General features: G+C 43.9%; 26 protein-coding genes. 8 read left to right on the forward strand and 18 right to left on the reverse strand.

What is annotated here, in order from left to right:
- Window positions 1-457: 457 nt before the first annotated feature.
- The 8 genes from slyD to thrS form a co-directional block, all read right to left on the reverse strand.
- Window positions 458-1,066: a peptidylprolyl isomerase gene (gene slyD / locus Q0203_RS06495; protein ID WP_295976675.1), complete on the reverse strand. Its 609-nt coding sequence runs from the start codon at window positions 1,064-1,066 to the stop codon at window positions 458-460.
- Between the two features lie 95 nt (window positions 1,067-1,161).
- Window positions 1,162-1,881 carry an SIMPL domain-containing protein gene (locus Q0203_RS06500; RefSeq protein ID WP_297930571.1) on the reverse strand — a complete coding sequence of 240 codons (720 nt, stop codon included), beginning with the start codon at window positions 1,879-1,881 and terminating at the stop codon, window positions 1,162-1,164.
- A 60-nt stretch (window positions 1,882-1,941) separates the two neighbouring features.
- Window positions 1,942-2,400 carry a ribonuclease E inhibitor RraB gene (rraB, locus tag Q0203_RS06505; protein WP_297930573.1) on the reverse strand — a complete coding sequence of 153 codons (459 nt, stop codon included), beginning with the start codon at window positions 2,398-2,400 and terminating at the stop codon, window positions 1,942-1,944.
- A 99-nt stretch (window positions 2,401-2,499) separates the two neighbouring features.
- The gene (gene mscL, locus Q0203_RS06510; RefSeq protein ID WP_297930576.1) at window positions 2,500-2,886 is read right to left on the reverse strand and encodes a large-conductance mechanosensitive channel protein MscL; all 387 of its coding nucleotides are present in this window, start codon (window positions 2,884-2,886) and stop codon (window positions 2,500-2,502) included.
- A 107-nt stretch (window positions 2,887-2,993) separates the two neighbouring features.
- A complete protein-coding gene (gene trkA, locus Q0203_RS06515) occupies window positions 2,994-4,370 on the reverse strand; it encodes a Trk system potassium transporter TrkA (RefSeq protein WP_021616841.1) in 1,377 nt (458 codons plus the stop codon).
- Between the two features lie 22 nt (window positions 4,371-4,392).
- On the reverse strand, window positions 4,393-5,754 hold the full coding sequence (gene rsmB / locus Q0203_RS06520; protein WP_297930579.1) for a 16S rRNA (cytosine(967)-C(5))-methyltransferase RsmB: 1,362 nt from the start codon (window positions 5,752-5,754) through the stop codon (window positions 4,393-4,395).
- Complete coding sequence (gene fmt / locus Q0203_RS06525; RefSeq protein WP_297930631.1) at window positions 5,754-6,710, reverse strand: methionyl-tRNA formyltransferase; 957 nt, start codon at window positions 6,708-6,710, stop codon at window positions 5,754-5,756. The genes rsmB and fmt overlap by 1 nt, the downstream gene beginning before the upstream one ends.
- Window positions 6,711-6,907: 197 nt before the next feature.
- The gene (gene thrS, locus Q0203_RS06530; protein ID WP_297930582.1) at window positions 6,908-8,839 is read right to left on the reverse strand and encodes a threonine--tRNA ligase; all 1,932 of its coding nucleotides are present in this window, start codon (window positions 8,837-8,839) and stop codon (window positions 6,908-6,910) included.
- 236 nt (window positions 8,840-9,075) lie between these two features.
- On the opposite strand from thrS, the gene Q0203_RS06535 reads away from it, so the two are divergent.
- Entirely contained in the window at window positions 9,076-9,963 is an 888-nt protein-coding gene (locus tag Q0203_RS06535) for a fructosamine kinase family protein (RefSeq protein WP_297930585.1), read from the forward strand.
- 101 nt (window positions 9,964-10,064) lie between these two features.
- Here the strand turns inward: Q0203_RS06535 and Q0203_RS06540 are convergent, their stop codons facing one another.
- The 6 genes from Q0203_RS06540 to Q0203_RS06565 form a co-directional block, all read right to left on the reverse strand.
- Window positions 10,065-10,892 carry an OmpA family protein gene (locus tag Q0203_RS06540; RefSeq protein ID WP_297930588.1) on the reverse strand — a complete coding sequence of 276 codons (828 nt, stop codon included), beginning with the start codon at window positions 10,890-10,892 and terminating at the stop codon, window positions 10,065-10,067.
- 206 nt (window positions 10,893-11,098) lie between these two features.
- Window positions 11,099-12,157: a protease SohB gene (sohB, locus tag Q0203_RS06545; protein WP_297930591.1), complete on the reverse strand. Its 1,059-nt coding sequence runs from the start codon at window positions 12,155-12,157 to the stop codon at window positions 11,099-11,101.
- Between the two features lie 40 nt (window positions 12,158-12,197).
- Window positions 12,198-13,097 (reverse strand): recombination-associated protein RdgC, encoded by a 900-nt coding sequence (gene rdgC, locus Q0203_RS06550; RefSeq protein ID WP_297930594.1) that lies wholly within the window; start codon window positions 13,095-13,097, stop codon window positions 12,198-12,200.
- An 84-nt stretch (window positions 13,098-13,181) separates the two neighbouring features.
- Window positions 13,182-13,700 (reverse strand): peptide deformylase, encoded by a 519-nt coding sequence (def, locus tag Q0203_RS06555; RefSeq protein WP_297930597.1) that lies wholly within the window; start codon window positions 13,698-13,700, stop codon window positions 13,182-13,184.
- Window positions 13,701-13,821: 121 nt separating this feature from the next.
- Entirely contained in the window at window positions 13,822-14,406 is a 585-nt protein-coding gene (gene nfuA / locus Q0203_RS06560) for a Fe-S biogenesis protein NfuA (protein ID WP_297930600.1), read from the reverse strand.
- A gap of 102 nt (window positions 14,407-14,508) precedes the next feature.
- A complete protein-coding gene (locus Q0203_RS06565; protein ID WP_297930604.1) occupies window positions 14,509-15,195 on the reverse strand; it encodes a phosphoribosyltransferase family protein in 687 nt (228 codons plus the stop codon).
- 158 nt (window positions 15,196-15,353) lie between these two features.
- Here Q0203_RS06565 and Q0203_RS06570 point away from each other — a divergent pair, with 158 nt between their 5' ends.
- Complete coding sequence (locus Q0203_RS06570; RefSeq protein ID WP_297930607.1) at window positions 15,354-16,166, forward strand: Cof-type HAD-IIB family hydrolase; 813 nt, start codon at window positions 15,354-15,356, stop codon at window positions 16,164-16,166.
- Window positions 16,167-16,311: 145 nt separating this feature from the next.
- Here Q0203_RS06570 and raiA read toward each other — a convergent pair whose 3' ends face one another.
- From raiA to serB, 3 genes are all read right to left on the reverse strand, one after another.
- Window positions 16,312-16,635: a ribosome-associated translation inhibitor RaiA gene (gene raiA, locus Q0203_RS06575; RefSeq protein ID WP_021616828.1), complete on the reverse strand. Its 324-nt coding sequence runs from the start codon at window positions 16,633-16,635 to the stop codon at window positions 16,312-16,314.
- A gap of 184 nt (window positions 16,636-16,819) precedes the next feature.
- Entirely contained in the window at window positions 16,820-17,311 is a 492-nt protein-coding gene (locus Q0203_RS06580; protein ID WP_005701698.1) for a YajQ family cyclic di-GMP-binding protein, read from the reverse strand.
- Window positions 17,312-17,321: 10 nt separating this feature from the next.
- Window positions 17,322-18,266: a phosphoserine phosphatase gene (gene serB, locus Q0203_RS06585; RefSeq protein WP_297930613.1), complete on the reverse strand. Its 945-nt coding sequence runs from the start codon at window positions 18,264-18,266 to the stop codon at window positions 17,322-17,324.
- A gap of 77 nt (window positions 18,267-18,343) precedes the next feature.
- On the opposite strand from serB, the gene Q0203_RS06590 reads away from it, so the two are divergent.
- Window positions 18,344-19,021, forward strand: a complete 678-nt coding sequence (locus Q0203_RS06590) for a YtjB family periplasmic protein (RefSeq protein WP_297930616.1) — start codon at window positions 18,344-18,346, stop codon at window positions 19,019-19,021.
- 48 nt (window positions 19,022-19,069) lie between these two features.
- Here the strand turns inward: Q0203_RS06590 and tsaD are convergent, their stop codons facing one another.
- On the reverse strand, window positions 19,070-20,098 hold the full coding sequence (gene tsaD, locus Q0203_RS06595; protein WP_297930619.1) for a tRNA (adenosine(37)-N6)-threonylcarbamoyltransferase complex transferase subunit TsaD: 1,029 nt from the start codon (window positions 20,096-20,098) through the stop codon (window positions 19,070-19,072).
- A gap of 224 nt (window positions 20,099-20,322) precedes the next feature.
- Between tsaD and rpsU the strand changes: the two genes are divergently transcribed.
- The 5 genes from rpsU (at window position 20,323) to Q0203_RS06620 (ending at window position 25,360) form a co-directional block, all read left to right on the forward strand.
- Window positions 20,323-20,538 (forward strand): 30S ribosomal protein S21, encoded by a 216-nt coding sequence (gene rpsU, locus Q0203_RS06600; protein WP_005701713.1) that lies wholly within the window; start codon window positions 20,323-20,325, stop codon window positions 20,536-20,538.
- 119 nt (window positions 20,539-20,657) lie between these two features.
- Window positions 20,658-22,418 (forward strand): DNA primase, encoded by a 1,761-nt coding sequence (dnaG, locus tag Q0203_RS06605; protein ID WP_297930622.1) that lies wholly within the window; start codon window positions 20,658-20,660, stop codon window positions 22,416-22,418.
- A gap of 75 nt (window positions 22,419-22,493) precedes the next feature.
- Window positions 22,494-24,353, forward strand: a complete 1,860-nt coding sequence (gene rpoD, locus Q0203_RS06610; protein ID WP_297930625.1) for an RNA polymerase sigma factor RpoD — start codon at window positions 22,494-22,496, stop codon at window positions 24,351-24,353.
- Window positions 24,354-24,909: 556 nt separating this feature from the next.
- Window positions 24,910-25,077: a hypothetical protein gene (locus Q0203_RS06615; protein ID WP_209363545.1), complete on the forward strand. Its 168-nt coding sequence runs from the start codon at window positions 24,910-24,912 to the stop codon at window positions 25,075-25,077.
- Complete coding sequence (locus tag Q0203_RS06620) at window positions 25,067-25,360, forward strand: type II toxin-antitoxin system RelE/ParE family toxin (protein WP_297930628.1); 294 nt, start codon at window positions 25,067-25,069, stop codon at window positions 25,358-25,360. The genes Q0203_RS06615 and Q0203_RS06620 overlap by 11 nt, the downstream gene beginning before the upstream one ends.
- The last annotated feature ends 205 nt before the right edge of the window (window positions 25,361-25,565 follow it).

The following is a 25,565-nucleotide window of genomic DNA, read 5'->3' on the forward strand; positions in this document are numbered from 1 at the left end:
GGTAAATAACGTTCTGTGCATGGTTTGGTCGTGCATCAAGATGCACGCTACGCACGAAATCATGAATGTCCGAAAGGGGTAAATAACGTTCTGTGCATGGTTTGGTCGTGCATCAAGATGCACGCTACGCACGAAATCATGAATGTCCGAAAGGGGTAAATAACGTTCTGTGCATGGTTTGGTCGTGCATCAAGATGCACGCTACGCACGAAATCATGAATGTCCGAAAGGGGTAAATAACGTTCTGTGCATGGTTTGGTCGTGCATCAAGATGCACGCTACGCACTAAATTGTGAATTACGCATCGAGATTAATCATTCGTGCAACAAGTTGCACGCTACTAGGGGAAATAATCCTTCTATAATAAAAATCCTAACGCGCGTTTGCCCGTTAGGATTTTTTTAGTGGTGGCGCTCAATCACAATAAAATGAGGTGCCATTTATTTGTTTTTGTTGATTAGTGGTTACATCCACAGCCACAACCATGGCTTTCATGCGCTTCTTCATGGTGCTCATGAGCGTGATCATGATGGTGGTGATGACCGCCACAACCGCAGCCATGGCCTTCTTCATCGCTGTCATGACCGCCGCAGCAACCGCCTTCTTGGTGTAAATGACCGTGTGCGATTTCTTCCAATGTTGCTTCGCGTGTATCGATGACTTCTACCGTGAAATGCAACTCTTGACCGGCTAACATATGGTTACCATCGACGACAACATCATTATCACCCACTTCCGTAATGACCACAGGCAACGGTCCCATATCGGTGTCGGCAATAAAGCGCATGCCTACCGCCAGATCATCTACACCAACGAACACGTCTTTCGGCACGCGTTGTACCATGTTTTCATTGTATTCACCGTAGCCTTCTTCCGGTTTGACACGAACTTCAAATTTGTCACCTACCGATTTGCCTTCCAAGGCATTTTCTAAACCGATCACAAGGTTATTATGACCTTGTAAATATTGTAACGGTTGATTTGCCGGTGCTTCATCCACTAACACACCGTCTTCAGTACGAACTTGATAAGCGATACTTACCACCACATTTTTTGCAACTTTCATTGTTTACCTCATTTGTTGAAAGGAAGATTTCTACGGCAATCTTTACCGTAAAAAACATTGTCATTCTATAAAAAATCGCTTTCGGGAAAAAGAGATTAGTTGAATAACTTAATTTGTGCGCTCACTGTCGCTTTTAATTCCGCCTTACTGTGGCTATCTAAGTTAACTTCATCTGCATTTTCTGAAGCGAATGAACTCGCTTTAGCCAGTGGCATCATGCGACCTTCAAAATAGGGAAGTTCATTTCGGCTATCCAAATTTAAATTGAGAATTTCATAGCCTTTTGCATTGAGTGAAGTTTGGATTAATTGGGCTTTATGTTGGAATTGCGCTAAAGCACTTTTCATCATTTCATCTTCAAATTTAGCCGTAGCTTCTTTGGACAGTTTTTGCACCACATCGGCAATGGCGAAGGTGTCATTGAGGTCAGAAATCACTTGAGACAGCGCTACAAAATCCTTGCTTTCTAAGACTAAATCGGCACGTTCAGCCCAGCCGGCTTGCTTGCCTTTGTCATCGTAACGCACTTGTGTGTTACGGGCATTTTTCTTAATTTCTACCGCACTTTGTTTTTTAATCACATCTAAGGCGGCATTGACTTTTTCATTGATGGTTTGGTTTAAGGCTTTTAAGCTTTTATTTTCTTCTTTGATGAAAAGTGTCACGGCCATCACGTCATAATCCACTTCTTTGGATACTTCTGTGCCAAAAGAAATGACATTTTTGCTCGTTTCATCGACAGATTGGGGTTCTGCGTGAGCGGTTAACGCAAGGCTTAAAGGCAAGAGTAATAAAGTGAACGATTTTAATTTCATGCGACTCTCCTACATAACGTGTGGTGGATATAAAGTGCGGTGGATTTTCCGCGTGTTTTTTTAATGCTTGAGGCGCTCATCTTGCTCGTCTTCTAAGTCATCCAAGTCATCTAATGCATCAAATCTCTCATCAAAAAACTCGCCATCATCGCCGTATTCATCTTCTTCTGCATTCGGATCTTCAAAATAAGTGCCCCAACCGTCATAGTTGCCTTTATATTTTTCTAACAATGGCAATAATTCTTTTTGTTGTGCATCAATGATTTCCGGTTTCAGTTCCACTTCGCTGATGATATCGCAACAGAATACCACTTTGCCGTTTTCTTCTTCAAACTCTTCCGCTTCGGACACTTCATAGCCGGCTTTAAACGCCTCCATGGCAATTTTTTCTAATTTATCGAAGTCATGATGAGAAATATGGTGTTCAATAATATACAGCGCATCCGGATCGCTGCCGTCATTTAATAAATCAGTAATAATGTCTCGGGTTTCGGCTTTTAATTCATCTAAATGACTCATAGGGATTCCTTGTTAAAAATGGGATGGGCGAGTGCAAATATGATACAGGAATAAAAAGAAAAATCTTCTCACAAGGAGAAGATTTTGATGTGATGTTTCTTATTTTTTCAATAAATCGCGAATTTCGGTTAAGAGTTTTTCTTCCGCTGTCGGTTCTTTGACTTTTTCTACCGGTTTTTTCAGTTTATTTAACGCTTTAATCATCATGAAAATTGCAAATGCGATAATGATGAAATCAAAAACGTTTTGAATAAACACACCGTAATTTAATGTCACTGCCGGGGTTTCTCCCACAGCATCGGCGAGCGTGATTTTAAGATCTTTAAAATCCACACCACCGGTTAAAATACCCAATACCGGCATAAAAACATCTGCCACTAATGAGCTGACAATCTTCCCAAATGCGCCACCGATGATCACACCGACAGCCATATCCACAACATTGCCACGCATGGCAAATTCGCGAAACTCTTTAATAAAACTCATAGAAATCTCCTAATAATTATGAGAATACTCGGGTTCATCTTCCCCGCTTGTTTAAAAAATCGCGCACATTATAGGCAGTTTATGCCGGAAGTACAATTTTTTCTTGTTTAAATAAAGAACGCACTCGGTTGGAATAATTTCTCCACATCAGAAATGTATTTTTTCTCACTTAAATACACGATGACATGATCGCCCTCTTGAATCAGCGTTTGGCTGTTGCCGATAATTACATCATTGTCGCGCAAAATAGCACCGATTAAGGTCCCGGTCGGCAGTTTCAGCGACCCTATTTCACGGCCGATGACATTAGAGGTGTTTTCATCGCCATGAACCACAATTTCTAATGCCTCTGCTAAACCATGGCGTAAAGACACGACGTTTGCCACATCTCCTTTGCGGACATGACCTAGCAAGGCTGAAATCGTGGCTTGCTGTGGCGAAATGGCAATATCAATGGTACCGCCTTGAATCAAATTGATATAGGCCATACGCTGAATTAATACCATCGCTTTTTTCGCACCAAGACGTTTGGCAAGCAACGCCGACATAATATTCGCTTCATCGTCACTTGAAAGGGAAAGGAACACGTCAATGTTTTCAATATGTTCTTCAAATAATAGGTTTTGATCGGATGCATCTCCGTGAAACACTAAGGTTTTTGACAATTTTTCTGCCAGCGCAGTTGCCCGTTCGGCATTTCGTTCAATAAGTTTCACCGAGCAATGGGCTTCCAGTTGTTTTGCGACGCCGGCACCGATATTCCCACCACTGACAATCATCACGCGCTTATAGGGTTTTTCGAGGCGTTGCAGTTCACTCATGACCGCTTTAATGTGTACGGTAGCACAAATAAAGGTAACTTCATCACCGGCTTCAATGATTGTTGAGCCCTGTGGGCGAATGACTTTATCTTGGCGCAAAATCGATACGATACGGCAATCAATGTGCGGCAAATGTTCTTTTAGTGTGGAAATGGAATACCCCACCAACGGCCCACCGTAATAGGCTTTCACCACAACCAAACTGATCTTATCTTTTGCAAGATACGCCACCTGTAATGCACCGGGATAGCTGATTAAACGGACAATATCCTGTGTGACCAAATTTTCCGGGGAAATAATGTGATCAATCGGAAAGGCATCAGTAGAAAATAATTTTTCTTTTTCTTTCAAGTACTCACTGTTACGAATACGGGCAATTTTAGTTGGCGTATTAAACAAGGTATAGGCAATTTGGCAGGCAACCATGTTAATTTCGTCAGAACTGGTTACGGCAATTAATAAATCTGCGTCGGGTGCGCCGGCATCACGCAAAATTTTAGGCGAAGAGGCGAGGCCTTGCATGACGCGTAAATCATGTTTGTCCTGTAAATGTTCTAAATTCAACGACTCATCGTCAACCAGCGTGATGTCATTATCTTCACTTACTAAATTCGTTGCCAAGGTCGAACCCACTTGTCCGGCGCCTAAAATAATTATCTTCATTTGATTCTCTCCATGGCTAACGTTAGCCCTGACGTTTTACCAATTTCGCATAATAAAAACCATCGCCACCGTCAATTTGTGGAATAAACTGAAAACCGACCGCACTTTGATTACACGCAAGCACATCAGACGGTAAATCCAACGGGAGCAATTGCGCATCAGGTGTCTTTTGTAAAAAGCGCTCAATTTGCTGCGCATTTTCTTCTGCAAGCACAGAACAGGTTGCATATAACAATACCCCATTCGGTTTCAAATAATGCCACAACGCATCCAAAATCTGCCCTTGCAAAGCGACTAACTGCTCGATATCAGCCTCTTGACGCAACCATTTAATATCAGGATGACGGCGAATTACCCCGGTGGCAGAACAAGGCGCATCTAATAAAATGCGATCAAAACGCACCGCACTTTTGCCCAATTTGTCTAGCCATGCTTGTGGATTCGCCGCATCGCCACACACCACAGTCGCCTGTTGCTGCATGCGTGCTAAATTTTCTGTCACCCGTTGTAAACGGTTTTCTTCCACATCCAACGCCATCACATCAGCCTGTGGCGCCAGTTCTAAAATATGGGTGGTTTTGCCACCCGGTGCCGCACAGGCATCTAAAATTACCTCATGATTTTGTGGCTGTAATAATAACGCCGCCCATTGCGCATGAAGATCTTGGACTGTCACACCACCTTCGGCAAACAACGGTAAATGTTGCACGGCGGTCGGCTGAGTTAACCTCAGCGCCTGCGGATGAGACGTCACCTGCGTTTCCATCTGCTGCGCCGATAATAAAGTGCGGTAAGTTTCCAAGCTGTTTTTTTGCGTATTCACCCGTAACCACATGGGTGGCTTTTGATTATTGGCGTCAATGATCTCACGCCAGTTCGGATAAACCTTTTTCAGTTTATTCACAAACCAATCAGGATGCAGCGTTTGCCAATGTTTATCCACAATCGCAAGAATATCCTCTTGTTCGCGCAAAAATCGACGCAGCACCCCATTCACCAAACCACGAAAACTATCAGATTTTAAGGATTTTGTCGCATTCACCACTTCATCTACTGCGGCATGCGCCGGCACACGCATATAAAGCAGCTGATATAAACCGACCAATAACAAACAATGCACAATGCGGGTTTTGCCTTTAAGTGGTTTATCCACAAGGCGTTTGATAATTTGTTCCAAACGAGGCAAGACGCGACATACACCAAAACAGATTTCTTGCAACAACGGTAAATCTTGCGCTTTCACCGAAGATTGCACTTCTGGTACTAACGTAGACAAGGATTTCCCTTCATCCAATACTTGCAAAATTACTTTCGCCGCCATCGCACGCGTAGAAAGTGCGGTTGTTTTTGGCGGTGTTTTTTTAGACGAGTATTGTTTTTCCATTAGGCAAGTACCTTACTCACTTGGAACCAATCGGCACGTCCGTTTAATAAATCCTGCGCCGACATGGGTTTCTTACCCGCCGGTTGTAATTGCAATAAATTCAGTACGCCATCCGCTGTTGCGATTTGGATACCCTGTTTATCTGCGGCTAAAATCGTCCCCGGTGTTTTATTCACATGGGGCAACACGGTTGCCTGATACACTTTCAGCGTTTGCGGATGATTCTGTCCATCCATTAATTCCAAATAAGCCATTGGCCAAGGATTAAACGCGCGAATGTTGCGTTCCAACTGCGCTGCCGATAGCTGCCAATTTAACTTGGCTTCTTCTTTGGAAAGTTTGTCAGCGTAATTGCTTTGCGTATCATCTTGCTTTTCTGCGGTGAATTTACCGGTTCCTAAATTATCCAATACCTCAATTAATGCCGGTGGTGCAAGTTCCGCCAGTTTGTTGTAAAGACTGGCGGAGGTTTCTGTCGGCAAAATCTCACAAGAGACTTTGTGCAACATATCGCCCGTATCCAAACCGGCATCCATTTGCATAATCGTGACACCGGTCTGCGCATCGCCTGCCCAAATTGATCGTTGAATCGGTGCAGCGCCACGCCAACGGGGCAACAAAGAACCGTGGACATTTAAGCAACCATAAGTCGGCATATCCAAAACGGCTTGAGGCAAAATCAAGCCATAAGCCACCACAACCATCACATCTGCATTTAATGCACGCAATTCAGCTTGGGCTTCCGGCTTCCGCAAGGATTTCGGTTGATAGACAGGAATCTGATGTTGTTCAGCTAACTGTTTCACAGGGCTGGCTTGCAATTTTTTACCCCGTCCGGCAGGTTTATCCGGCTGGGTGTAAACTGCAATAACGTTATGGGAAGAATTGAGCAAAGCGTGTAAATGCTGTGCAGCAAAGTCCGGCGTGCCGGCAAAGAGAATATTGAGTGGTTTCATCATGTTCTACGTTATGGTCAGTGTGATTTTACAGTTTGCGGTACGAATGCCTCATGTGGTACGGAGCTCGTCCTGCAACACGGAGCACGCGACGGTGCGTCTTTCTTGAATGTCAATTATTATGCAACAAGGGCAGGCATAAAAAAAGTGCGGTTAATTTTAACCGCACTTTGATGTGGCTGCGTAAATAGCGGAACTTACGCTTCGCCTAATAATTTCAAGTCGCGATTTCTCACTTGTGTTTTCAGAATCTCTAAGAATTCTTCCACCGTGAATGTGCCGAGATCTTGACCTTTACGGGTACGCACTGCCACTTTGCCGGCTTCGATTTCCTTATCACCACAAACCAGCATATAAGGCACGCGGCGTAAAGTGTGTTCGCGGATTTTGAAACCGACTTTTTCATTACGTAAATCGGTTTTCACGCGTAAACCTGCATCAGATAGCTTTTTCGCCACTTCTTGCACGTACTCGGATTGAGAATCAGTGATGTTCATCACAACCGCTTGCGTTGGCGCTAACCATGCCGGGAAGAAACCAGCATATTCTTCGGTGATGATACCGATGAAACGTTCAATCGAACCTAAAATCGCACGGTGAATCATTACCGGCGTACGGCGATCATTATCTTCCGCCACATAAGACGCATTTAAACGGCCCGGTAGTGCGAAGTCTAATTGGATAGTCCCGCACTGCCATTCACGGTCTAAGCAGTCGCGTAAAGCAAACTCAATTTTCGGACCGTAGAACGCGCCTTCGCCCTCTTGAATTTCATATTCAAGACCATTGTGTTTTAACGCGTTAGCTAAACCTTGCTCTGCGCGATCCCACATTTCATCCGCACCGATACGTTTTTCCGGACGGGTTGAAAGTTTAACGAAGATATTGGTAAAGCCAAAGGTGCTATAAATATCGTAAACCATGCGAATACAGCTGGTTACTTCGCTTTCAATTTGGTCTTCAGTACAGAAAATATGGGCATCGTCTTGGGTGAAACCGCGGACACGCATTAAACCGTGTAAAGAACCGGAAGGCTCATTACGGTGGCAAGAACCGAATTCCGCCATACGAATCGGTAAATCACGATAAGATTTTAACCCTTGGTTAAAGATTTGAACGTGTCCCGGGCAGTTCATCGGTTTGATGGCATATTCACGGTTTTCCGATTGGGTGGTAAACATCAAATCGCCGTAGTTTTGCCAGTGACCGGTTTTTTCCCACAACACGCGGTCCATCATAAACGGACCTTTCACTTCTTGATAATCGTATTGTTTTAATTTGGTACGTACGAAAGTTTCCAATTCGCGGAAAATCGTCCAACCATCGTTGTGCCAGAACACCATACCCGGCGCTTCTTCTTGCATATGATATAAATCCAATGCCTTACCGATTTTACGGTGGTCACGTTTTGCGGCTTCTTCCAAGCGTTGCAAATAGGCATCGAGTTGTTTTTTATCTGCCCACGCCGTGCCGTAAATCCGTTGCAACATTTTATTTTTGCTGTCACCGCGCCAGTAGGCTCCGGCAATTTTTTGTAATTTGAAATGATGGCAGAAACGCATATTCGGCACATGCGGGCCACGACACATATCAATATATTCTTGGTGGTGGTAAAGCGCTGGCGTTGCAGTACGTTCGATGTTTTCATCTAAGATCGCCATTTTGTATGGCTCGTCACGTTTTTCAAACGTATCTCTTGCTTCTTGCCAACTGACCGGCGTTTTAATCACATCGTAATTGGTTTTCGCCAATTCCAACATGCGTTTTTCAAGGGCATCAATATCTTCTTGGGTTAAAGAGCGGTCTAAATCCACGTCATAATAGAAACCGTTGTCGATCGTCGGACCGATGGCCATTTTGACATCTGGGAATAATTGTTTAATCGCATGACCGAGTAAGTGCGCCGTGGAGTGACGAATAATTTCCAAACCGTCTTCGTCTTTGGCAGTAATAATTTCTAATGTGCTATCTTCGGTAATCAGATCGCAGGCGTCTTTACGTTCGCCGTTGACACGACCGGCAATGGTTGCTTTGGCAAGACCTGCACCAATACTTTGTGCAACTTCTAATACGGTAACAGGTTTATCGAATTGACGTTGTGAACCGTCAGGTAAAGTAATAACTGGCATAATGCATCCTTATACAGTGGTCACCCATACGCAAGGTGGCTTGTTTTCTTTCATTAAAAACGTTTTAAAAAAGCACCGCACTTTTATCGTCCTTACCACGGACAAGCCAAGTGCGGCGCGCAATTTTAGCATATTTTAGAATGACAACCAAATGCTCAAATTTTGACTTATATCACAGTAATTTTCCCTTAATCTTTTACACTGTCCTTATGATTCACCAGCAAAAGGAACAGCGTATGTGGAAGTCGATTTCTCAAGTGTTAGCTGATCAATTCGGGGCGTATTATTCCATCAAAAATAAAACCAAAATTCATACCGGCGAAATGCATGAATCTTGGATCATTGATGATGGCATTCAACCTGTTTTTGTGAAAATGAATGAAAAGTCCTACCGTTCCATGTTCCGTGCTGAAGCGGATCAGTTAATCATGTTGGCAAAAACCAATACCGTTCGTGTACCGGAAGTCTATGGCGTCGGTTGTTCTCAAAATCACAGTTTTCTGTTGTTGGAAGGATTAGCAATGCAACCGAATACGCCGAAAAATATGGCGGAATTTGGTGAACAACTGGCTCGTCTACACCAATATCAAGGTTCGGAAAATTACGGCTTATCTTTTGATACCTGGCTTGGGCCGCAATATCAACCGAATGAATGGGGCTCCCGTTGGGCAAAATTCTTCAGTGAACAACGCATTGGTTGGCAATTACAGCTCTGTGCGGAAAAGAATCTGCATTTCGGTGACCAAGAAGAAATCATAAAAGCTGTAGCAACCTTGTTAGCCAAACATCAGCCGAAACCATCGCTTTTACACGGCAATTTGTGGATTGAAAACTGCGCTAATATTGATGGACACACGGTGACTTATGATCCGGCTTGTTATTGGGGCGATCGGGAATGTGATTTGGCTTTTACCGAATTATTCGAGCCTTTCCCACAGGAATTCTATGAAAATTACCACCGCACTTTCCCGTTAGAGGAAGGGTATCAAGCGCGGAAAATCATTTATCAGCTTTATCATTTACTTAACTTCAGTAGCCGTTTTCATGGCAACTATGTGACACTTGCCAATAAGCTTGTGCATGATGTGTTACAACGCTGTGAGGTGCTTGAAAGAAAAATTTGAAGAATTAAGAGGAAAGGTAACATTAAGAAAAATGAAAAAGAAAGGGCAGATTAAATTGCCCTTTCTATGGAATAGCTTGATGTCAATATGACAATGCGTACTTAGTACAACAATGCCGGACCTTTACGGTCGCTTTGAACACCTCTTAATGTTGGCATCGCACCTGATGCTGTATTAAAAGAGGTAATTTCAACGCGACGGTTAGGGTGTAAACAACGAATTAATTCTTGACCTTTTTCACTGTTACACGCTTTCACTTGGTGCGCTTTACCGTAACCGATAGCCGTAATTGGAAGCGCGATACCACGTTCGATTAAACGTGATTTAACACGTTCTGCACGACGTTGGGAAAGATCCAAGTTATAAGATTCAGAGCCTAAACGGTCAGTATAACCAGCGACTCTTACTTCTTTCGCCGGAGATGATCTTAATTGCATTGCCACGTTATCTACTACGGATTTGCCTTGTTCGGTTAAGGTATCTTTGTCGAAGTCAAACAAGAAATCAGCCGTTAAAGAAAATGTGGAGTTGCCGTTACAGCCGTTTGGATGCCAGAAGAAGCTTTGGGCATCCATGTTTTTGTCAAATAAGATCTTGTATTGGCAGATTTTATGCTCACCGTTTTCACGATAGTGAAATACATAATCCCATTCACGAACAGCAAATAAGCCTTCGCTAAAATGAGGTACGCCGATGAGGTTATAAATTTGGTCTTTGTTCATACCTCTTTCGATCATACGAACATTGTCCCAATTCGGCCATGAACCGAGTTGTGTGCCATCGTGGTTAAACTTAGATTTTTCAATCTTCGGCCACACTAACTCTGTTCCCTCAACAGGTGTCCCTTCTTTGGATACTTTGCTGAGGTTACCGCAACCAACCAACGTCGTGACTGCGATAGCTGAAAGTAAAAAATGTGATAATTTCATTTAATTTACCTTATAGGTTAGTGAAATGATTTATGTGTAAGTTTTGGTTAAAAGCGACTCATATTAGCAAACTTTCCTTACCCATGTAAAACAAAAAACGGAAAAATCACAGGGATTTACATAAAATTGACACCCTAAAAATAACAAATATAACAAAGTCAATAAGTTATTCTTGTTGTCAAGGATCCATGACAACGATCCTTATTTTACATAAGTGTACTTCCATTCTTTTTTAGTAAATTTAATAATAGGTTATCGGCACTTTCTTCCGCTTGTTTACCGATCCTTTGTAATAACGGCTTTTTCACTGTATAGCGAAGACCCAAAACACGTTTTTCTTTCATTGCCTGTAATAGCACATCATCGCTTGTGAGGATTTCATCCACTAAATTTAACTGTAATGCCTGCTGCCCAAACCAATGTTCTCCGGTTGCCACACGATCCACGTCTAAGTGCGGTCGATGTTGCGCGACAAATTGTTTGAAAAGTTGATGGGTTTCGTCTAATTCTTGTTGGAATTTTTGTTTTCCCTTTTCCGTATTTTCTCCCAATATCGTCACCGTGCGTTTATATTCACCCGCCGTCATGACATCTACATCCACATCATGTTTTTTCAGTAACCGATGAACGTTAGGTACTTGTGCCACCACGCCGATTGAACCGATAATCGCAAAGGGGGCAGAAACAATTTTATCGGCAACACAGGCCATCATATAACCGCCACTCGCCGCCACTTTATCCACGGCAACCGTAAGTTTAATCCCATGTTGTTTTAAACGCGCTAACTGTGAGGCGGCTAAACCATAACCATGCACCATGCCGCCCGGGCTTTCCAAACATAACAAGACCTCATCGTCAGACTTCGCAGTTTGAATAATGGCGCTGATTTCCTCTCTTAACGCCATGGTTTCGCTGGCGGCAATATCCCCTTTAAAATGCAACACATAAAGTGTCGGCTTTTGTTCTTCCTCTGTTGCTTCGCCTTTTTTGCGCTGTGCTTTCAGGGCTTTTGCTTTCATTTTTTCTGCTTTTTTCTCGGCTTTTTCCACCGCTTTTAATTCCTCTTCCGAGAGATGAAATTCGCGCAATGCTTTACCGGTTTCTTTAAAGGTTTGGGATAAATCCGTGATTACCAACTCCCCTTGTTGCGTGTGTTTTTTCTGTTTAATTGAGATGACCGTTGTCACCACGGCGGCAATGATCAAAAGCAACGTAATCACTTCTAAAATAAATACTCCATAGCCAATAAAAATCTCTGACCACATCTTTTTTTCCTTATATTAACGAGATGAAATTCATATCAAATTATAACCGCATTTTTTCGCCGCCGAAGTCGTGCAAGAGGTTTTCAGTGAGCTGACTTAATAAGCCGGTCATCAGCACGAAATCGGCATCGAAACGCTGCGCGTAATCTTCTTTTAAAATATCGTCATTTTTTTCCCGAACGGCATCGGCAAATTTGAGACGCTTCAAGCTACAGTCTTCGTTTAACACGAAACTGAGGCGATCTTCCCATTCCAACGCCAGCTTCGTGACATATCGGGAATGGACGAGACTAAGGATGTCTTCGCTATCCAGCGCGTGTTGTTTACAACGAATCACCCCATTGTTGACATCGCGCAACTCCGCTTCTTCCAACGGAACCAGCCATTCCGGCACCTGCGTCTGCGCGATCCATTCTTGCATCACCAGCCCGGGTTCATTAGCAAAGGTTAACGGTACGACCGGCAGCGATCCCAAGGATTTGCGTAACAGCGCCAACGTTTCTTCTGCACGTTTGGCGGAGGCCGCATCAACATAAATAAGTCGGTTTTCCGTATCAATCCACAAGGCAGTTTGTTGATATTTACTAAAAGCGCGCGGCAATAAGGTAGCAATCACGTCGTCTTTTAAAGTTTGTTTTTCCACTTTCTTTAACTTGCGGTTTTCCGCCTGTTCGATTTTTTCTACGCGTGCATCCAATTCACGCTTAATGACGTGTGCCGGCAACATTTTTTCTTCTTTTTGAGCAAGCAATAAAATCTGTTTGCCCACGGCAAAATACAGGGATTCGCTGCCTTTCAACGGCGTTGACCAACCAAACTTAAGGATGTCCGATTGTGCGCAAGGCTGATAGCGGTGTTGTTCAAGCTGTGGCGCAAGGGTGTCGATCGACCAATCTAACGGCTTGGTGATGCGATAAATCAGGGCATTTTTAAACCACATGACAATTGTCCTATTACTGATGACATTGAGGGAGAGGCATAACATGAAAAAAGTGCGGTTAAAAATCACCGCACTTTGGGAACGTTACAATGGTTTTTGCTTTTCTCGCTGCTTTTTCAATTTAACGAGCTTTTCTTTAATTCGTTGGCGTTTGAGCGGAGAAAGATAATCCACAAACAAAATGCCGTTGAGATGATCGATTTCATGTTGAATACAAATCGCCAATAAGCCGTCTGCTTCCAGCGTAAATTCATGACCATTGCGATCAAGCGCTTTAACGGTGACTTTTTCCTTACGAGGAATCAACGCACGAAAGCCCGGAATCGACAAACAACCTTCTTCAATGCCGGTTTCCCCTTCGGACGCCAAAATTTCCGGGTTAATTAACACCAACTGATTTTGTTTATCGCCCTCAATATCAATGGTGATAATGCGCTGCAAAATATCCACTTGCGGTGCGGCCAAGCCAATGCCTTCTTCCTGATACATGGTGTCGAACATATCATCAATAATTTTGCGTGTTTCATCGCTCACGTTCACAACCGGATCGCAAACCACTTTCAGGTGATCTTCGGGGTAAATTAATACATTAAGTGCAGTCATAATTTCTCTTGTTAAAATGAAATAAACGCCTCATTGTAGCCTTTTTTCATGGAAATTCATACGCATGAAAAAAGAGCCAAGGAATTCGCTTGGCTCATGCTATGGGCTTGATCATGGGATCTTAATAATAAGAATGCTCGCCGCGTTGGTGTTCCGTCACATCTTTCGCGCCTTTTAATTCATCTGGGAAGAGGCTAACCAATTGTTTTTCTACGCCATCTTTCAAGGTGACATCCACCATGGAGCAACCGTTACAACCGCCGCCGAATTGCAGAATCGCATAACCGTCATCGGTGATTTCTAATAAGGTGATTTTGCCACCGTGACTTGCTAATTGCGGGTTGATTTGAGTTTGAATGACGTATTCCACACGTTCGATTAACGGCGCGTCGTCTGCCACTTTGCGCATTTTAGCATTTGGCGCTTTTAAGGTGAGTTGTGCGCCTAATTCTTCCGTGACATAGTCGATTTCTGCGTCTTCCAAAAACGGCAGACTTATGTCATCCACAAAGGCAGAAAAGGTGTCGTATTTCATTTCGGTATCGCTTGCTTCCACCGAATTGGGTGGGCAGTAAGACACACCACATTCGGCACTTGGCGTACCCGGATTGACAACGAAAATACGAATGTTAGTGCCTTCTTCTTGCTGATCTAATAAACGGCGGAAATGGGCTTGTGCTTCCGCTGAAATAGTAATTTGTTGCATAACGCTCCCACAATAAAACCTAATTAAATTTGTCGGATATGATACGCTTCATGCGGTTTTTTTTCCACCTTTTGGTGTAATAAAAATGCCTTATCATGCGTTTTATGTTCGCGCCAATCCCCATACTTGAATATGTGCCACATTGGCTTTGCGTAATAACTTGGCAATTTCGTTTAATGTTGAACCGGTGGTGATCACATCGTCTATTAAGGCAACATGACGATAAGGAAAATCTCTGGCCTTAGCGGAAAGTTGAAAGGCATTTTTCAAGTTTTTTCGCCGATCTTTGGCGCTCAAGCCCCGTTGGGTCGGTGTGCGTTTGGTACGGATGATTAAGTCGTTTTTGACGGGAATGTTGATCCATTTGCTCAATTGACGCGCCAATAAATCCGCTTGGTTATATCCCCGTTGCCATTGCCGAACATGATGTAACGGCACGGGCAGGATCACCTCAGGCAAAGGCAATTGATGATTTCGTCGCGCTTCGCGGATGGCCAAATACAGCAGGCGCGCTAACGTGCGGTCGAGTTGAAATTGTTTTTGAAATTTAAACCGGTGAATCAGCGTGGAAAGCGGTTCGTTATAACGCCCGATAATCACCATACGATCCCACGCGGGTTCCTGCTGTAAACAGTTACCGCAGTGCAAGGCGTTTTCTGCTAGTTCCGCACCGCAGCAACCGCAATAAGGAAAACGCCGAATCGTTCGATTACAACGGCTACATAAACCATGTTTGGCTAGTTTAAGGGGCGCATGGCAATGCACGCAGCTGGATCGAAAAACGTTCATAAAAACGACCGCACTTAATGAAGAGAAAAGAGGTATATCCTAAAGTGCGGTGCTTTTTTGGGGTGTTTTTTTGCCCAACTTTAGGATCCGCCTCACAAAAATGCTAAAATCAGGCGATATTTCCGCCAAATGTTGAATTTAAAGAGAAGAGAAAAAGCATGACAATCCCGAATTATCGCGACCAAATTAAAGTGGTCTTTTTTGATATCGATGACACGTTGTTTATGAAACAACGTGATTTTCTGCCGGCAACGGTGCCGGTGTTTATGCGTAAATTGAAAGAAAACGGCATTATTCCTGCCATTGCCACAGGGCGTACTCGCTGTGCTTTCCCACATAAATTAAATCAGGTGATTGAGCAAGAAGGCATTGATTTATTTGTGACCATGAACGGGCAAATGGCGAGTTATCGCGGGCAAGTCATTGAGAAACATGTGATTCCAACGGAAAAAATTCGCCGTTTGGTGCATTTTTTTGAACAGCATAATATGTCTTATGCGTTTGTCGCGGATCATACGGTGGCGGTTTCGGAGCGGAATTCAGTGGTGCAGTTAGCGATGGATCCGATATTGAAAGATTACATCGTGGATAAAACCTTTTTTGAAACAAATGATGTTGGACAAGTGTTGCCGTTTTATCGCGCGGAACAGGATGAGTTGGTGCAAAATTCAGGCGTATTAGATGGCTTACGTGTGGTACGTTGGCATGAGGATTCCGTGGATTTATTTGATGCGGAAGGCTCAAAAGCCCGTGGTATTCAAGCGGTGGTGAAACATTTGGGACTGCAAATGGACAATGTGATGGCGTTCGGTGATCAATTAAACGATTTGGAAATGTTAAGCACTGTCGGGGTGGGTGTCGCCATGGGCAACGGCCATGAAAAACTCAAAGCGATTGCCGATCATGTGGCAGAACCGCTTGATCAAGACGGCATTTATCGCTTTTTAATGAAGGCGGGTTTGATTGATTAATCACACCTTTGGGCAATACGCTTTCTGCCTTTTGCACGAATGAAAATATTAACTAAAAACAAACCGCACTTTATCTCGTAAAATAAAGTGCGGTGTTTTATTTTTATGTTTTTACAACAACATTTCTGTCTCGTAGAGCTAATGCTTATTCTTTGAACGAATCTTTCAAACGCTCATCGGCACGGCGCGCTTCGCTTTTGTGTTGTAATTTGTTGAGTTGACGTTCCAATTTTTCTTCAACATCATTAATTGCTTTATACATATCTTCTGCTTCTGCCGTGGCTAAAAGATTGCCGTTCGGGGTGCCGATAGAGGCTTCCACAGAAAAACCTTTCGGGGTTTTATTCAAAATAAAATGAGGATTAATCAACTGAGTTTGCCATTTGTCCAACTTGGCAAGACGCTCTTCAACATGCGCACGGATTGCAGGGGTGATGTCCATTTGTTTGCTGGTGATATTCACTGTCATAGCATTTACCTCTTGTGTAATGAGTCGAACGACTCGGTTTGAATCCTTATCTCTAACATAGTGACCTTGCTTGTGATTTTCAAGCGGAAATGTTTAAAAATATGATCTATGTCTAAAAAGAAGACCGCCCATTGTGGCGGCCTTGTTTTTTATTGTGAAAGTGCGGTCGTTTTTGAACGCGTTTTTAATCGCGGAAATTATTGAATTGAAATGGTTGTCCCAGTTCGGCGGTTTTGACAAGTTGAATCACGGCTTGTAAATCATCGCGGGATTTGCCGGTAACGCGGACTTGCTCGCCTTGGATTTGGCTTTGGACTTTGATTTTGGAATCTTTGATAAGCTTGGTGATCTTTTTCGCCATGTCGGTTTCAATGCCTTGTTTCAGCTTGATTTCTTTGCTGTAGGTTTTGCCGCTGTGTTCATAGTCGGCAGGAATATCCAAGGAAGTGGATTCGATGTTACGTTTAATGCACGCGTTACGTAAGATGTCGATGAGTTGCTCCACTTGGAAATCCGATTCGCTGCTCACTTTAATGCTTTCGTTTTTTTCGTTAAATTCAATCGCAGCTTGTACGTTGCGGAAATCCCAACGGTTAGTCAGTTCGCGGTTGGCGTTTTCCACGGCGTTGCGGATTTCGTGTCCGCTGATTTCGGAAACAATGTCGAATGATGGCATGGTTTTCTCCTTATTTCATTTTGTCGTTTGCACTTAAAATACATAAAAGTGCGGTTAAATCGGCGAAATTGACGATAACTTGCGCCAATTGTTGTACTTTGGGTTTGGCGTGATAAGCCACGCCGACATCGGCAACTTGCATCATAGCGAGATCGTTGGCGCCGTCGCCGATGGCAACGGTGTTTTCTTTGGCAATGTGAAATTGTTGTGCCAGCTGTTGTAAGGTTTGCGCTTTGTATTGCGCATCCACAATGGCGCCTTGTACGTTGCCGGTGAGTTTGCCGTCAATAATTTCAAATTGGTTGGCAGCAATAAAATCTAAGCCGAGTTTTTGTTGTAATACTTCGGCAAAATAGGTAAACCCACCGGACGCAATGGCTACTTTCCAGCTGTGATTTTTGAGTTCTTTGACCGTTTCCACCAATCCCGGCATCAGCGGTAAATGCTGTTTGACCTCTTGTAAAATGCTTTCCGGTGCATCTTTTAAGGTCGCTACCCGTTGGCGCAGGCTTTGGCTAAAATCGAGTTCACCACGCATAGCACGTTCCGTAATGGCGGAAACCATATCGCCGGTGCCGGCAAGTTTGGCGATTTCATCGATACATTCAATTTGAATGGCGGTGGAATCCATGTCCATCACCAATAATCCCGCTTGCTTCAAACTGGCGTGAAAGTTGAGCGGTGCGATATCCAGTGCTAATTCATGGGCAATGCCAATCCATTCCGCTTTCCAGTTGCCTTTGAGCAACACCACGGTGTTATGCAATACATTCCACGCAGCAAAACACAAAAAATTTTCACCGCACTTTTGTTGAAAAGCCTGTAGCGTTGTGAAGTTTAGCTTATCGGAATAAAGCACAAACGCCTGTGTGGCTTCACAAGGTTGATCGGCAATTAATGAGGCGGGCAATGAGGGAAAATGACGAAGAATATCGGTCAGATTTTGTGTTTGCATAAAAATCCTGTAAATTGTAGCGATTCTCAAAAAAGCGATTTATTCTAGCTTACTTATCCATCTTTGGGGAAAATAACTTGCATTTAGTAAAAGAAAAAATGATGAAATGGGTGATGTTATTCGGCATTATGTTGCTATGTGCCGGCATCATGACGATCATTTTATTTGGTATAAAACAGTTTAAAATCGGCTCACAGCTTTCCAGTGTCAACCAAGTGGCGAACGTGTCCCATTTACTGGCGCGGCAACAAGCCAGTTTGTTCTCAATGTTGTTAGTTAATAATGCCAAAACTGAGCAACTGGTGGAAAATTTAGATAACTTCGTCAAAGAGGAATTTGTGTTGGACGCTGCTGTTTATGCCCGTAATGGTGAATTATTGGCGCAAAGCACCAACTCACCGAATCTCCGCAGTTTATTGGGATTGGATAAACCGGAAGAAAAAGACACGGATTCACAACAAATTGTCGAACCGATTTATTCTTCAAACGGCGTAGAAGGTTTTCTGCGTGTAACTTTTGATGCCAAATATGCCCAATCGACAAAAAGCAAAATTAATCAGATGTTTCATCGGCTTTATGGCGAAATCATTATTGTGTTTTTAGTGGGCGTCTTATTTGCCGGCAGCCTGCATTATTTCTTCAGCCAGTATCACCGTAGCCGAGTTCATGTTGCAGAAAAAGCCCCAATGCCAAGCAAAAAAGCTACACAATCCATGAGCAAGCTATTTCATCAGCGCAGAAGACGAGTGCGGTAGAAAATCGGGGGAAATCTCCTCAATTTTCTACCGCACTTTTGTCGAGGGCTAAACAGCGGTTAATTCGGTCATTGCCCAGCGTGGACGCACTTCGATGGCAAGATCTTGCTGCTGTCCTTGTTTTAAACGTAGAAAACCGGCATAGGCAATCATGGCGCCGTTATCGGTACAAAATTGCGGTTGCGGGTAAAACACTTCCCCCCCTAATTGTTGCATCATCTCCGCCAAGGTTTGGCGCAACTGTTTATTGGCGCTTACGCCACCGGCAATCACTAAACGCTTCAAGCCTGTTTGCTTTAACGCACGCTTGCATTTGATGGCGAGCGTGTCCACAACAGCCTCTTGGAACGCATAGGCAATATCTGCTTTGCTTTGCTCGGTTAATTCCCCTTCGTCTTTCATGACTTGATGAAGCGTATTGGCGGCAAAGGTTTTTAAGCCGGAAAAGCTGAAATCCAAACCGGGACGATCGGTCATTGGGCGAGGGAATGCAAAACGATTCGGCGTACCCTTTAACGCTAAACGTGCCAGTGCCGCACCGCCGGGATAATCCAAACCGAGTAATTTTGCCGTTTTGTCAAATGCTTCCCCGGCGGCATCATCAATAGATTCGCCTAATAATTCGTAGCGTCCAACACCATCCACACGCACTAATTGGGTATGTCCGCCGGACACCAACAACGCTACAAAAGGAAAGTGCGGTGGATTTTCTTCCAGCATCGGCGCCAGTAAATGCCCTTCCATGTGATGTACCCCAATGGCAGGGACATTCCACGCATAGGCTAAAGAACGCGCCACGGTAGAGCCCACTAACAATGCGCCGACTAAACCGGGGCCACTGGTATAAGCGATGCCGTCAATGTCTTTGGCGGTGAGATGGGCTTCTTGAAGTGCGGCTTGTAATAAGGGGGCGAGTTTGCGGATATGATCGCGCGAGGCGAGTTCCGGTACTACGCCGCCGTAATCGGCGTGTAGCGCAATTTGGGTATGGAGCTGATTGGCGATCAAGCCTTTTTCTCCGTCATAAATGGCAACGCCTGTTTCATCACAGGACGTTTCGATGCCTAAAATTCGCATTTGTATTCTCTGTTTATCTTGGATTTATGCCACAAATTTTACCTTTTTTACTCAGGTTTAACCAGTTTATCAACACGGATTTCAGGAAAAGGCGAATCTTTCCTTTACTTTCATGGTGACTTTGGATTAAAATTGCGACCTTTATTGAATCTGCCGCAACTTGTGGCAACAAATAAAATTTAAATTGCAATTAAATTAATTAAACTCATTGAGGTGATTGGCTTATGCCTGTAATTAAAGTTCGTGAAAATGAATCCTTTGACGTAGCATTACGTCGTTTCAAACGCTCTTGCGAAAAAGCTGGTATCTTAGCAGAAGTTCGTGCTCGTGAATTCTACGAAAAACCAACGACAATTCGTAAACGTGAAAATGCCACCCGCGCAAAACGTCACGCAAAACGCGTTGCTCGTGAAAACGCACGTAATACACGTTTATACTAATAACCGCATTTTAACTCGAGTTATAAAAACCGTGAATCTTCCAAGGCTCACGGTTTTATTTTCTCTTAATCTCATCAGTTAGGCTCATATTTCGTTCACAATAAGAGGCAGAATACTCGATGAAAGGTTCCATTCCCCGCACATTTATAGACGATATTTTAACTAAAGTTAATATCGTTGATCTGATCAATTCCAGAGTCAAACTGAAAAAAGCCGGCCGTGATTATCAAGCCTGCTGCCCCTTTCACCATGAAAAAACACCCTCTTTTACCGTGAGTGATAAAAAGCAGTTTTATCATTGTTTCGGTTGTGGTGCGCATGGCAATGCCATTTCCTTTTTAATGGAGTATGACAAGCTGGAATTTCTGGAAGCGGTGGAAGAACTGGCAGGGTTTCTTGGCTTGGAAATTCCCTACGAAAAACGACCGCACTTTAATGATAACGGCAAGCAGGTTAATTTCCAGACCAAGCGAAATCTGTATGAGTTAATGCAGGAAATTGCCAAGTTTTATCAGCAACAATTGCCGTTAAATATTCCTGCACAAAGTTATCTGCAACAGCGTGGTTTATCAGCGGAAATCATTGACCGTTTTCAAATTGGTTATGTGCCGAATGCCATGGATACCGTTTATCGTCAATTCGGCAAAACCCGTGAAGAGCAACAAAAACTGTTCGATTTAGGCATGCTGTCGCGCAATGATCGTGGCAACGTGTATGACAAATTCCGTAATCGGATTATGTTCCCCATTCGTGATCGTCGTGGGCGTACGGTCGCGTTTGGTGGGCGCGTGTTAACCGATGAAAAACCGAAATATTTAAACTCACCGGAAACCATTACCTACCACAAAGGCAGTGAACTCTACGGTTTATTTGAAGCCTTACAGGCGGAGGATTCGCCCCAAAAACTGCTGGTGGTTGAAGGTTATATGGATGTGGTGGCATTAGCCCAATTCGGCGTCAATTATGCCGTAGCCTCTCTTGGCACATCAACAACCTCGGAACAAATTCAATTACTTTTTCGTTCCACCGAACAAGTGATTTGCTGTTATGACGGCGATCGCGCCGGGCGTGATGCCGCATGGCGCGCCTTAGAAAATGCCTTGCCTTATTTAGAAGACGGACGGCAGCTAAAATTTATCTTTTTACCGGACGATGAAGACCCTGATAGCTTCATTCGTCAATACGGTAAACAAGGTTTCGAGGAATACATTGAGAACGCGCAATCCTTGAGCGAATTCTTGTTTGCGCACTTAATTCCGCAAGTGGATTTTTCTTCAAAAGAGGGCAAAGCGAAACTTGCCGCACTGGCGATTCCGTTAATTAAGCAAATTCCGGGTGATGTATTGCGGTTGGATTTGCGTAATACGCTTGCGAAAAAATTAGGCATTTTGGATCCGACACAGCTGGAAAGTCTACTCCCGAATCCCGCAAAACCACACAATGAAACCACCGTGCCGACCATGCAATTCAAGCGCACGCCAATGCGGATTCTCATTGCGTTATTGTTACAAAATCCGGAATTGGTGAAATTCATACCGGATTTGGAACCGCTCAAAAACTTAGACGAGCCGGGCTACGATTTACTCGCAGAACTGACCGCACTTTGTCGTGAAAAAATTGGCATTAGTGCCGGTCAACTGCTGGAGCATTGGCGCGATACACCGCAACAAGGGACGCTTGAAAAATTGCTGGCGTGGAACCATTTGATTGAAGACGATAAGATCGAAGACACGTTCCGCGAAACATTGCGTTATTTTTATCTGCAACTGGTGGATAAGCGCATCCAATGGCTCATTGCAAAAGATCGTGCGGAAGGCTTGGATCTTAACGAAAAGCAAGAGCTTTCACATTTGTTAGTAAAAAAACAAGAAAAGAAATAGTTAAACCCTAGTAAGAATGCTAAAATCCCTAGCATTTTATCTTCACTAAATAAGTCAGCAAGGCGGATATTAAATATGGATCAAAATCCACAATCTCAATTGAAACTACTCATCGCACAAGGGAAAGAGCAAGGTTATTTAACTTATGCCGAGGTCAATGACAGCCTGCCTGAAGAATTAGTCGATGCGGATCAGATTGAAGATATTATTCAAATGATTAACGACATGGGCATTCAGGTGTTGGAAGCCGCACCGGATGCCGATGATCTGATGCTCAACGAAAATATCGCTGATGAAGATGTTGTCGAAGAAGCCACCCAAGTGTTATCCAGCGTAGAAGCAGAGCTCGGCCGCACCACCGATCCTGTACGGATGTATATGCGCGAAATGGGAAGCGTAGAATTGCTCACCCGCGAGGGCGAAATTGACATCGCCAAACGCATCGAAGAAGGCATCAACGAAGTGCAAAGCGCCGTTGCCGCCTATCCTGAAGCCATTACCCATCTCATTGAACAATATGACGCAGTGGAAAGAGGGGAAGCCCGCTTAGCGGATTTGATTACCGGTTTTGTTGATCCGAACATCATCACCGAAGCTGAGAATGCCGAATTAGAAGAAACCTTTGCGTCAGATGAAGAAAGCGAAAGTGTCGATGCGACAGATGAATTAGAGGACGAAGAAGGCAACGAAGAAAATAGCGGCGATGAAAGTGATAGTGATAACAGCATTGATCCTGAAGTTGCGCGCGAAAAATTCACCGCACTTAAAGATCAACATCAAAAAACACTGACAAGCATTGCAAAACACGGTCGCGCCTCAGCCAAAACCAAAGCGGAAATTCAAGTATTATCTGAGATTTTTACCACATTCCGCTTAGTGCCGAAACAGTTTGATGCCTTAGTGTTGCGTATGCGCGACATCATGAAGCAAGTGCGCGACCAAGAACGCACGATTCAAAGAATCGTGGTGGATAATGCCAAAATGCCAAAAGCGACTTTCCAAAAAAGCTTTATCGGACACGAAACCCAAGACGTTTGGCTGGTGAAAGCCTTAGCGGCAGGAAAGTCTTGGTCGGAAAAATTAGTGCAATATGAAGCGGATTTACGTCAGGCGATTGCCAACTTAGTTCAAATTGAACAAGACACCAACCTCACCATTCAGCAAATTCGAGACATTTGCGAACGCATTTCGCAAGGCGAACTCAAAGCGCGCCGTGCCAAAAAAGAAATGGTAGAAGCGAACCTGCGTTTGGTGATTTCCATTGCCAAAAAATACACCAACCGTGGCTTGCAGTTCCTTGATTTAATTCAAGAAGGCAATATCGGCTTAATGAAAGCCGTGGATAAATTTGAATACCGCCGTGGTTACAAATTCTCCACTTATGCCACATGGTGGATTCGTCAGGCGATTACGCGCTCTATCGCCGACCAAGCACGCACCATTCGCATTCCGGTGCATATGATTGAAACCATCAACAAACTCAATCGTATTTCTCGCCAAATGTTGCAAGAAATGGGACGTGAAGCCACACCGGAAGAACTGGCAGAGCGCATGGGAATGCCGGAAGACAAAATCCGCAAAGTGCTGAAAATCGCCAAAGAACCGATTTCCATGGAAACCCCAATCGGCGATGATGACGACTCCCATTTAGGCGATTTCATCGAAGATTCCACCTTGGAACTGCCATTGGATTCCGCCACTGCACAAAGCCTAAAAGCCGCCACACACGAAGTATTGGAAGGCTTAACGCCACGTGAAGCAAAAGTGCTTCGTATGCGTTTCGGCATCGACATGAACACCGACCACACATTAGAAGAAGTCGGCAAACAATTCGATGTGACCCGTGAACGTATTCGTCAAATCGAAGCCAAAGCACTACGCAAATTGCGCCACCCAAGCCGCTCCGAAACCTTACGCAGTTTCTTGGATGAATAGCGAACACATCAACGCACAACACCAAACAAAGAGAGGAAAGGAAACCTTCCTCTCTTTTTATTTACCCGTAGCGTGCAACAAAGCATTGTGCAACTTGAATCCCCGTAGCGTGCAACTTGTTGCACGAAAAAACGCTCATAAGGTAAATCTTTCGTGCATCAAGATGCACGCTACAATATGAATCTCCCCTTTTTGATGGCGCGCGTTTCCTAACGCGTGCCTTTTATATTAATTGGTTATTGGCACACGCTGTGAAGCGTGCGCCATTAAAAGCGTTGAATAACGTTCCGCGCGTGATTCGGTCGTGCATCAAGATGCACGCTACAATGTGAAATAACGCTCCCGTAGCGTGCAACTTGTTGCACGAAATCATAAATACCCGAAAGAGGTTGAATAGCGTTCCGTGCGTGCTTCGGTCGTGCATCAAGATGCACGCTACGCACGAAATACACACAACGTAAAAATACGCTCAAAAATCACCGCACTTTATGGATGGCTTGCGTGATAATTGCAGGAATTGTAGAATGAAACCAAACTTCAACGAACAGAGAATCCTATGCAAATCACCCTCTCATCTCCGCCTGTATTCAAACAAAAAGAGCCGTATTACACCGAGGAAGAACAACGTCTGCTCGAACAGTTAGAAAACGGCTCAGTGAAATCCATTGCACATGAACAAGTTATGGCAAATTTACGCCGAGAATTAAAGCTCGATGAAGTTTGATTACCTCATTAAATGGCATAGTGTGGCGGAGGAAAAATTACGCAGCCAAGCTTGCTACATTCTACAACAATCCCAAAATAGGCTTATTGCAGAGCATTTTTACGATGCCGTTAAAAGCGAAATAGACAAGCTTTCCTACACAGCAGACGTTTACCGGCTCAGAAAGAAAAAAGAAATTCCCCTATTGAACGGAAAATACATCGTTAAATTTCTTGTCGGCGCACACACCGTTTATATCATCGACTTCAAATCCGCAAAACAACAACATTATTCCTCACCGTAGCGTGCAACTTGTTGCACGAAATCGTGAATCACGCACCGAGGTTAAATCATTCTCTCCCGTAGCGTGCAACTTGTTGCACGAATAAAAACTCTCGTGAGGGCAATCATTCGTGCATCAAGATGCACGCTACCATGTGAAATAACGCTCCCCGTAGCGTGCAACTTGTTGCACGAAATCGTGAATGCCCGAAAGGGTTAAATAACGT

It is taken from the genome of uncultured Aggregatibacter sp. (genome assembly GCF_938046485.1).
In the GTDB taxonomy this organism is placed as follows: Bacteria; Pseudomonadota; Gammaproteobacteria; order Enterobacterales; family Pasteurellaceae; genus Aggregatibacter.